The organism is Amycolatopsis saalfeldensis, assembly GCF_900110575.1.
GTDB classification, from domain to species: Bacteria; Actinomycetota; Actinomycetes; order Mycobacteriales; family Pseudonocardiaceae; genus Amycolatopsis; species Amycolatopsis saalfeldensis.
The window spans coordinates 1-9,330 of sequence record NZ_FOEF01000056.1; the positions used below are offsets into that span (position 1 = coordinate 1).

Here is a 9,330-nt window from a genome sequence, read left to right on the forward strand (position 1 = left end):
CCGGAACCGTTCCCGGCAGGGTCTCCTTTCTCGTATCCGAGATGATGGGTCATTTCAGCGTCCAGTGCTCGTTCGAGCACCGCCTTGGTCATCTCGTTCAGCAATTCTTGCGCGCCCAGCGCCCCGCCATTCGCATACGCGTCTTTCACCAGCGCATCAAGCGTTTCCGACGGCAACACCCGAGCGAGTGCTTCGCCGGCCGCGGCACCCGCAGCCCGATCAGGCGATGTGTTCTCAGTCACAGATAGAGCCTTTCTGGGTCGCCGTCAGCGATCCCGATCTTGGTCCATCCGTGGCTTACACGGTTGTCATGACACGGCCTTGGAGTCGAGTGCAGACCCTCGCGGTGATCGACTGTTGTATGCGTGCCGACCTCGACTCACTGCCGACCTCCACCGGCAATCGCGAGCCCGACGACGACAGCTGATCGCGCGGTGAGATCCCCTGGCCCGGCACGGCGAGCTGGCTGAGGGATCTGCCCGCTGCCCTCGCAGAGGCATGCCAGGGCTCCAGCGGGTGACACGGCATAGCCGTCATCGAAACTGGCCCGCGCCACGACGTGGCAACCCTCCCAGCCACAGACTCAGGCACACGCTCTACCTGCCCTGTCCTAGAAGTAGCCCGTGCCGTGCATACCTGTCAGCCGGCGGACTTCCACCTCGGTCGCGTCACGAAGGATGCAGGGCCGGTCGGTCCGCTCTACCTGCTTGTGCCCGCGGGGCCGAGCAGCTCCCGCTCGTGCGGGCTCGGCACTACTCACCACACTGTTCGATTCCCGACCCGAGGAGAGGCATGGCCGCTCAGATCACACCGTTCAGGTCACCTATCGACCTGTCCGATCTACCAAACTTCACCCCGTTTCCCAGCCGCCCTCGTCGTCCGGTGTTCGTGGGCCGTGTCTCCACCAAGGACAACCAGAACCCCGCGACATCCATCCCACGACAAGTTCTCTACGCCTCCGCGCGTTTGCAGGATGGCGAGGATTTCGCCGCCTACTTCTGGGACGTGGAATCCGGGATGCTGCCTCCCGAGCTACGTGGCCTAGGCCCCCAGGGCATGTACGACGCGCTCGCGGTCCCGGTCCGCCGTGACGGCGGACTGCCGGATCTGGTCGAGCGGGCCGAGCAAATGGGCGTCACCCACGTCCTGGCCGAGCGTTCCGATCGTTTGGCCCGCGCCATGCTGACCAGCCTGACCGTGGAACACGAGCTGGAGCGGCTCGGAGTGGAAGTGGTGTACGCCAACGAGCCGACCGGCGGGACCGAATCCGGCAGGCTACGTACCCGCCGGTATGGGCAGGTGGAGGCGGAGATCTACCGGACAACCATGATGGAGATGTCGATGGGCGGCCAAGTCCAGCACGCCGTCAATGGATGGAACCACGGTTATCCGCCGTACCCCTACGTCGCGGTACTCGACGAGAGCGCCCCGCAGCAGCACGCAGGACGGTTCGGCCCAGCACGCCCGAAGAAAAAACTTGTCCCGCACCCCGACCCCCGCCGATTCGATGCCGCCAAGGAGCTACACCGCTTACGACGGGAGGAATACCTCACGACGACGGACATCATCACGGCCTTGGCCTCGGATCCTGACCGGTACCCCATCGAGTACCGATGGACCCGCTCACTGGTAGACGGTCTGATCTCCAATCCGAAATTGACCGGCTACCAGGTCTACAACCGGAAAGCTTCCCGGACAGGTCGCCCCGGAAACTCCAGGCTGAACCCGCTCTCAGAATGGATCTGGTCGCCCCGGATCACGCACGAGCCTGTCATCGCAGTTGAGGAGTGGAAGGCTGCGCAGGAGATCACCGCGGGGCTGCGGGCCGGAGCAGCGGAATATGTCTCACTCCAGCGCCTCCGGACTGCGGTGGCCCCTCGAGGACTCACCGTTGTCGCGGTCCGCAGCAACAGAACGCACACGCTGTACCGCATCGGAGACCGGGAAATTGTCCTACCTGCCCTCATTCCGGACTCCGCTATCCAGCAGGTTCTCGACACCATGCCAGCGGCGCAGTGAGCAAGACCTTCCCGTGCCAGGCCAGCCGGCATGGCGAGTGGTGGGTGGCCAACATCCCCCAGCACGCGGTGTACGGGTATGGGCGGACACTCAAAGCGCTGCACGACAACATCACCCAAGGGCTCTCGCTCGTTGATGTGACCGCTGAGGTCACGATCACCCCTACGAGCCCGGAGTTGGACCGCCTGCGGCGCACTGAGGCCGCGTACGAAGCAGCTCTAGTCGATGCCGCGACCACCCTCGCCGCGGGTGGCAGCACAGTACGCGATATCGCTGACGCCACGAGAGTGCCGATCGCCCGCATCAAAGCCCTCCAAGCCACCTGCGGTCCTGAACCTGAGGCATGAGGACATGAAAATGTCGGTGGTCAGGTCTAGGTTCCCGGTCATGACTAGCTACTTGGGAATCATCGCTTCGTTGGTTGCGTCCATCGTCGCTCTCTGGATCGCCGTCGCCGGCTGGCGCCGAGCCGACCGGCGGGCCGAGTAGGACAAGAACGATGCCGCGGCCAGCCACCGGGCCGCTCTGCTGGGCGAACTCCTCGCCCTACACTTCAACGCCGTCCACACGGGACACCTGACGAAGAACGACGCCAAGATGAAGGCGATCCTGCTGCAGCTTCCCGGCTACCTGGCGACCACATTGCGATCGAGATTGAAGCTGCAGTACACCATGAAGAAGCTGCAGTACACCATGAAGGACGTCGCCCTCGATGCGGCGAGCGCTGGACGGCTGAGCCGCACGAAGAGTCCCACGCCGGCCACAAGTGGCTGATCTTCGACCGCTCCTCGGTCGTCACCAATCGCGGGTTCGACCCCCTATCCAGAGTGGATCGAAGCTGAACTCGCCTACGACATCGCGGGCGAGCGCGGCGGCGATCAGGACGCCGTGCCGCCGTGGAATGCCGGACAACCGCGCGTCCGTGGTGGCCGTGCCCGCGCCGGCGGAAGCGTCATCCACGTGTCCTGAGTCCCCGATCAGTTCGTCGCGTGAGGCGCGAGCAGATCCAACCCGCGGCGAGACAGGACAACAGCGGCCGCTGTCCTGTCTCGCGGAAATCTGATGAGGTCGGCAGCAAAGGTTGAGACCGCCTCAGGCGGCTGGCCTCAATGAATGTGGTTACCATCGAAATGCTCCGGTACGACGATCGCCTGGGCCAGCGCGACGGCAGTTCGGGTGACCTCGAACGCCTGGCCGAGGTTCTTCGCGTTGCTCCCAGCCCCAGCCGTCGCACGGCATCAGATCGGTGTCGGTGTCGGTGTCGGTGTCGGTGAGAGCGAAATTGTCGATTCCGGCGACCTTTCCGTCAGGGTTGGGGGGTGTTTCCTTCTGTCCGGTCGTGCTCATGAAGCGTTGCGGCAAGGAGAAGACTGTCGGGATGAGGCCGAACTATAAGTAGTCGTCCTCCGTCTGCGAGCAACAGTGGCTGTTCCGTTTACGAGCTCGGGGTGCGGCGAACCCGGCAAGGTCAAGTCCTACAGTGGTTCTTGCCGATCTTCTCACAGCCATCGCGGGATCCTTCCAGCACCGAGCCCACGGAAGCCTGGCTTGGTGCGCTCGGCAGTCCGGCCGGGCACGACCCTCACTCGCCCCGCGGAGACGTCGATGTCAGGGATCGCCGCGCAGATGGTACGGGTGGCGACATCGACGGCGGTGAGCTCGACCCGGCGTGCCTGGCCGTCGTCGAACACCGCCATCACGTCGAGCGGGGCCGAGCCGATCTGCACTTGTTGCCCTGGCCGGGCCGCCCAGCTCACGTGAACGATCCGTCCGGTCGGTTCGCTGCCGAGCGGTGGGTGGTCGCGGCGCCGAAGATGTGCTGCCCGGTGGACAACCGCGAGACCCGCCGGTTGAACGTCGCCTTCGACGGCACCGTCGCGCCGTGCCGCCCGGCCGCGGATCGCCTCCATCTGGCGACGCAGCCGGTCCCGGGTGCCCGTGGAGCGGGACGCTTGCTCGCCGAACGCTTCGCGGATCGCGGAAACGACCCACTCATCGGTCCAGCCGTGCGCCGAGGTCCGCCGGTGCGCCCGGCTGTCGACCAGCCCGCACAGGCCCTCGGCACGGTAGCAGCGCCACATCCGCTGCACCGTCGACACGCTGGCCGACATCCCGGCCGCAGTCAGCTCGGCGGCCCTCGCCGTTTCCCTCTCTCGCACCGTCGTACGGTTCGAATCGAACGGCGGCCCAGGCACCGCGCCCACCGGCGCGTCCGGCGGCAGGCCGGTGTCGGCCTCGACGACGTGGCGCTCCCACTGCCGGGCCAGCTCGGCGATCTCGTCGGGCAGGTCGTCGAGTGACCGGTCGAGCACCACCGGCCGGGGTGTCGCCGAGGATCTCGAAACCCGGCGAAGCGAGCACGACCGTCGTGGGTAGCCGGCAAGTGCAGGGCTCCCGCGGCCGCACGGATTTGCGGACACAGCAACGGTTCCACCGCTGGCACGTCCGCTTCGTTCGGTGTGCCCGGGGCTGGACCGAATGCGGCTGGAACGTAGGTGTGGGGCTAACGCTTCCTCCTGGCACGCACGATCGCGGCGATGCCGAGGAGTAGCACGCTGACGAGGTCGGCGAGGTCCGGGCCGACGACGCTGGCGAGTGCGACGGATGCTGCGAGGAGGAGGGCAAGGGTGGCGAAGATCCACCGGGCACCGAGGACTCGGAGAAGCTGATCGAGCACGATTTCCCATGTGGACGGACGGCGCGGCGGTTCGGGCTGGGCCAGGCACTTGTGGTTCGGCATGTGCTCATGCTTGCCTGTCCGCAACCGGCGACGAACCCGACCGATCTCCCTGTTTCGGCTAGCTCGGGTCGATGTCCTGTCGAGATGACGGCCGGACCTACCTAATATGGCAGCGGTCATCGGCGGTTGGGCCTCCCGGACACGATCGCCTTCTGTGCCAAGAAGCTACTGAGTGTCCGCCAGATGTAGTCTGCTCCGGGTTCGTGCTCTCCTGTGGCGGGCTCGGCCGCCGACGCGTGGCACTGCGTACTATGCTGCGGCGATGACCGACCCCAGCCCCGCACAGGGGTACGCCACCCCCATCACCCGCAACGACGGCCCCGCCGGCAGCCAGGTGCTGAGTTTCGAGAGTGTGCGCGCCGGCTTCTTCGAGATCCGGGGCCGGGTCGTGGCCGACGACCTGCCGTGCACTGTCGGCGGCGCCGGGTGTGGCCAGAACACCATGGTGATTCTTCGGGCACCGATGTTCGGGCTGAACCTGCCCGGCGAGCAGATCGTCGGCACGATCCTGCACTGCTCGGTGTGCGGGCCCTCAGACGAGGGGGTGCCGCGGCTAGTCACCCCCACCTCGCAGGAGTTCACGTGGGGCTGGGCCCCCGGAACTGTCGGCTGATGTCCTGCAGCGCCGCTCCGCCCGCGGAGTGGTGGCCGTGTCCACGCACGCGGCCGGTATGTTGTCCGGACGCGTGGGCTTGTCCTTCGTTGAGTCACTGATCTGCGGGAACCGGGGATTGGCTATCTGGCCCCCGCAGATCAGCTATCCCTTGCCACGCTCCGGGTCGAGCGTCGAGTCGGTGTCCAACTCCACGTGCAGTGTGACCTTCGCGCCCTTGGGCATGACCTTGTGCGCCTCGTAGGCCCGCATGAACCGCGACATCAGCCACGCCTGGGCCTGCTCTCCGAACATCCACACTGCCTTCTGCGACAGTGTGCGGCCGAGGTCTCCTTCGGTCGGCGAGCCACGCCCGGCAACGATCTCGACGGTGAGGTCCGGTCCGTCGGTGCGCAAGTAGTGCTCGAACATGGCGCTGGGAGCGTCAGCCACGGGCGGGTCCCTCCTGGGATGTGGGGTCAAGCCGAAGGTCACACCCTAGCCGGGCCTTGCGGCCGACACCCGGGAGAAATACTGCAACGTCAGGCCGGCCCGACCGACTGGGGCGTGCCGGAACAGGCCGCGCGGGTCGTCACGCCCCTTGCTCCACTGCAGCCGAGGGTAGTTTTCCTTGTAGTACAGAGAAACCACGGAACATCCGAGGTGTTCCACCCCGGGTCGCCCCGGTCGACGTCCGGGTAGCTGACGAAGTAACCGTCGGTGTCCTCGCTCGGACCCGGTACGCCGCCGGTCTCGATGCACACGGCGCGGTAGAACCCTCGCAACCACGCCAGGTGCCAGTCGTCTTCGGCTAGGTCCGACCAGCACCCCTGATCCGCGTTGGCGCCGAGCAACGCGAATCTGGCCTGTCGGCGGGCCGTGGCGCGTTATGGCGATGGTCGGGTCCGGTCAGCTGATGGTCAGCCCGGCTGCGGCCAGGGCGTCGCGGATGATCTTGGCGTGGTCGTAGGCCAGCTCCAGCCGTAGCGCCTCGGCGATCGGCCACCAGCGGGCTTGGCGGATCATGTCGCCGACCTGCAGCGGCACCGGCCGATCCAGCATCACCACGTACGACACGGTCACGTAGCGGCCGGCCTCGTCGCGGCCCTCGTCCCGGGACGAGGCGTGCACCAGCTCGATGCCGTCCAGGTCGATGCCGGTCTTCTCCCGGGCCCGCCGCACGGCGACCACGCTCGGTGCCTCGCCGGGCTGGCACACCCCTCCCGGCAGCCCCCACTGTCCCGCGTGCGGCTCCCGGTCCCGCTCGGCCAGCAGCGCGCACATCGTGCCGGAGGCGTCCGGCGCGATCACGACGGCGTTCGTGGCATGGTGCACCGGGATGCCCGTGGCGAGCTCCATCATGGTGGTGCCGGACGCAGTGGTGATCTTCGTGGTGCTCATCTCGCGTTCCTCGATCCTGGCTCGGTGTCCCGGTCTCTCCGGTGCGTCCAGCGTCGATGACCGACGGGGCGGATGGCAGGGGGTTTCCGTTGAGCTGTCAGCGTTTCCTTCAGGAAGCAGGCGCTGACCAGCGCCGTTGTTCCGACCTTGGCAACGGCCGTGATGGTGGTCCCCGAACCAGCCCGCAGGCTCACCTGCCGCGCCCGCGAGGCGCATGGTCGTGGCGTGCTCGACGGTGCGTTCTCAGCCGCCGACTGTCACGCCCCGGTCTTCCTTCACCCCGTTGATCAGGTAGGTGTACTCCGGGGTCATCAGGGAAGCGCGGGCAAAGCTGGGTCGGTCGGATCGGTGCCGCCCGTACACCGTCAGTCCTCGAGGTGCGCCGTCGAGGGATTCCGCGGTGCCGTCGGGTAGCAGCCGCCGAGCGGGCTCGGTGGACTCGGGGTCGAAGATCGACACGAGGCCACCCTCGCGATCAGCGGGTGCTTCCCGATACCAGGTGATCTGGTAGCCGTCGAGTGTCGTGCACTGGAATCCGACGCGGGTCTCAGCTCGACGCTGCGATCGGAGGTGTTCAGCGGCGGTGTCTGCCGCGTCGGCTTGCGCGGCGAAGGCGTAGCCGGGCATGGTCACGCTTTGGTCGGTGCCGGGGTCGAGCAGCAGCACCTCGTCAGGCCACCGTCGATTGCGGCGGGCGACGACAGGGTTCGTGGGGATCTTCACCCTCGGTGCGGCGGGCCAGCCGTTGACCCGCTCGTGCGAGCCCAGCTGACCGGAGCCGGTCTTGGACGGAGGTGCGCGAGCCACGCCGTGTCCCTCCTCATCAGGTGTCCCTGCCGTTTGGTGAGTTCGTCCGGCGCTGTGCCGTTGCCGACGCTACGGCCAGGCGCACTGCACGAGTGTTGTCCCTGTTCATGAACGGGTAGCGCTGTCGCGCAGGTACGGGAAGAGGGCGAGCAGGTCTGCGGTGGCCCGGGCGACGAGCGTGGCCGGGTCGGTGCCGGTCCACTGGTGGCGGGCGCCGGGTGTGGCGGTGGGCGGGGTGGGGGTGAACGCCGAAGCCGGGGCGGGGATGGTGGGGACGAACGGTGCGGTGGTGACGCTGATCCACCAGACCGCTGGTGCTGGCCGGGGTGCGATGAGGATGGGGTGGTCGGTGTGGGAGAACCGGGACAGTGCCGCGCCGGCCGGGGTGGTCCAGAATCCGTTGGGCGGGATGTATCCGGCGGACAGCACCAGCCATGGCGCGTATCCGTGCTCCGCGACGTCGGGGTCGTGTCCGAGTAGCAATGCGTATGTGCCCGCCCGGGGTTCTGCGGCGCCGGCGTGGCAGCGCAGCAGCGGTTCGATCTCCTGCGCACCGTCGCGGCGCCGCCCGAGCATCGCGGCTTCCAGTGGCACGAGCAGGTCGGCCGCGTTGTCGCGCAGCTCGTCACCGACGGCGGCTTGCCAGGTTTCGGCGAGGTCGGGTTCGTAGATCCAGTCGTCGAGCCCTGCCGGGAGCTGGGTGGCCAGCCAGGCGCCGAGCGCAGTGATCGCGCGGGGAATGCCGGTGTCGTCCCGGTCGAGGTGTTGTTCGCGGGGGACGCTGATATCCCAGCGGTAGAAAGTACCCTCCGGGGTTGAGTCGTAGGAGTCGTCGTCGACGCAGACCCCGAGCGCGCAGCCGTGGGCCGCGGCCAGCTCGCTCATCGCCATCCGGGTGGTCTCGCCGATGCCGTCGGCGGTGAGCTGGTGTGGGTCGCGGACCTCGATCGCCCACACCACCCGGTCCAGCGTGTCCAGCATCGGGTCGAACCGGGTGGCTGCGTTGTCGTTCATGGTGGGGCGTCTCGTTCCTGCTCAAGGGTCGATGGTGAGATTTTCCCGTGCTGCGACGATTTCCGCTTCGCCAGCACACGGTGGACCGGATGGCGCCGTCGATGGAGGCGACACATGGACGGCACCTGAGTACGAGGCCTGCTCGCCGGGGCGGTCAACGATGCCTGTTTCCGCCGGGTGAGCGACGACGTAGGGCGTGCGCCGGGAGCCATGCAGGGCGGCGAGCCTGACGCGGGGCGAGGAGTCAGTGTGCCGGCGAGGTGAGGGTGTGTTGCCCGGCATTGAAGGTGAGCATGTCGGCGGTGTTCGCGGTGAGCATGTCCAGGGATGAATCGACCCAGCCTGGCTCGTGCCGGACGGAGTCGTGGTGTTCAGAGTGTCGGCGTGGTGCTCACTTTGCCGGCCCTGTCATGATTTCCGTGTAAGCCACGGACGATTTCTTCTTCTATTCTAGTGGAGTGGGAGTCGGTCTGGGAAGAGTGCGGCGAGGGTGTTTAGTGCTTGTTTCCAGCCTCGGGTGCCGGTTCCCGATGGTCCGCCTCGGTTGCTGGTGATGTTGCGGAGTCCGAGGTAGAGCAGTTTTGCCGCGGCGGTGTCGCTGTCGAAGTGGCCGCGGTTCTTGGTGATTTTGCGGAGCTGGAAGTTGATGTTCTCGATCAGGTTTGTGGTGTAGACGATCCTGCGGAGTTCGGGTGGATAGTCGAGGAACGGGGTGAAGTCGTTCCATGCGTGCCGCCAGACCTTGATGGCGGCGGGG

12 protein-coding genes and 1 pseudogene are annotated in these 9,330 nt (G+C 66.9%); 4 read left to right on the forward strand and 9 right to left on the reverse strand.

Going from position 1 to position 9,330, the window contains the following annotated elements; genetic code table 11:
* Window positions 1-176, reverse strand: a pseudogene (locus tag BMY97_RS46735) (IS256 family transposase); the annotation flags it as partial.
* Between the two features lie 616 nt (window positions 177-792).
* Here BMY97_RS46735 and BMY97_RS45545 point away from each other — a divergent pair.
* The 3 genes from BMY97_RS45545 to BMY97_RS47660 all read left to right on the forward strand — a co-directional run bounded on the left by BMY97_RS45545 (window position 793) and on the right by BMY97_RS47660 (window position 2,793).
* On the forward strand, window positions 793-2,019 hold the full coding sequence (locus BMY97_RS45545; protein WP_143086539.1) for a recombinase family protein: 1,227 nt from the start codon (window positions 793-795) through the stop codon (window positions 2,017-2,019).
* The gene (locus BMY97_RS45550) at window positions 2,016-2,366 is read left to right on the forward strand and encodes a hypothetical protein (protein ID WP_091629892.1); all 351 of its coding nucleotides are present in this window, start codon (window positions 2,016-2,018) and stop codon (window positions 2,364-2,366) included. Before BMY97_RS45545 ends, BMY97_RS45550 begins: the two co-directional genes overlap by 4 nt.
* Window positions 2,367-2,616: 250 nt before the next feature.
* Complete coding sequence (locus tag BMY97_RS47660; protein WP_177231879.1) at window positions 2,617-2,793, forward strand: hypothetical protein; 177 nt, start codon at window positions 2,617-2,619, stop codon at window positions 2,791-2,793.
* A gap of 725 nt (window positions 2,794-3,518) precedes the next feature.
* On the opposite strand, the gene BMY97_RS45555 is transcribed toward BMY97_RS47660, so the two are convergent.
* Both BMY97_RS45555 and BMY97_RS46740 read right to left on the reverse strand, forming a co-directional pair.
* Window positions 3,519-4,334: a hypothetical protein gene (locus BMY97_RS45555; protein ID WP_091629894.1), complete on the reverse strand. Its 816-nt coding sequence runs from the start codon at window positions 4,332-4,334 to the stop codon at window positions 3,519-3,521.
* Window positions 4,335-4,522: 188 nt separating this feature from the next.
* A complete protein-coding gene (locus BMY97_RS46740; RefSeq protein ID WP_143086540.1) occupies window positions 4,523-4,759 on the reverse strand; it encodes a hypothetical protein in 237 nt (78 codons plus the stop codon).
* A 262-nt stretch (window positions 4,760-5,021) separates the two neighbouring features.
* Here BMY97_RS46740 and BMY97_RS45560 point away from each other — a divergent pair, with 262 nt between their 5' ends.
* A complete protein-coding gene (locus BMY97_RS45560; RefSeq protein ID WP_091629895.1) occupies window positions 5,022-5,372 on the forward strand; it encodes a hypothetical protein in 351 nt (116 codons plus the stop codon).
* Between the two features lie 144 nt (window positions 5,373-5,516).
* Here the strand turns inward: BMY97_RS45560 and BMY97_RS45565 are convergent, their stop codons facing one another.
* The 6 genes from BMY97_RS45565 to BMY97_RS45585 all read right to left on the reverse strand — a co-directional run.
* On the reverse strand, window positions 5,517-5,804 hold the full coding sequence (locus BMY97_RS45565; RefSeq protein ID WP_143086541.1) for a hypothetical protein: 288 nt from the start codon (window positions 5,802-5,804) through the stop codon (window positions 5,517-5,519).
* Between the two features lie 45 nt (window positions 5,805-5,849).
* On the reverse strand, window positions 5,850-6,179 hold the full coding sequence (locus tag BMY97_RS49760; RefSeq protein ID WP_425425413.1) for a BBE domain-containing protein: 330 nt from the start codon (window positions 6,177-6,179) through the stop codon (window positions 5,850-5,852).
* An 81-nt stretch (window positions 6,180-6,260) separates the two neighbouring features.
* Window positions 6,261-6,752, reverse strand: a complete 492-nt coding sequence (locus BMY97_RS45570; RefSeq protein WP_177231880.1) for an NUDIX domain-containing protein — start codon at window positions 6,750-6,752, stop codon at window positions 6,261-6,263.
* Window positions 6,753-6,995: 243 nt separating this feature from the next.
* The gene (locus tag BMY97_RS45575) at window positions 6,996-7,418 is read right to left on the reverse strand and encodes a hypothetical protein (protein WP_143086542.1); all 423 of its coding nucleotides are present in this window, start codon (window positions 7,416-7,418) and stop codon (window positions 6,996-6,998) included.
* Between the two features lie 246 nt (window positions 7,419-7,664).
* On the reverse strand, window positions 7,665-8,573 hold the full coding sequence (locus BMY97_RS45580) for a hypothetical protein (RefSeq protein WP_091629902.1): 909 nt from the start codon (window positions 8,571-8,573) through the stop codon (window positions 7,665-7,667).
* Window positions 8,574-9,023: 450 nt separating this feature from the next.
* On the reverse strand, window positions 9,024-9,330 hold a 307-nt coding region (locus BMY97_RS45585), incomplete at its 5' end, for a transposase (RefSeq protein WP_143086268.1).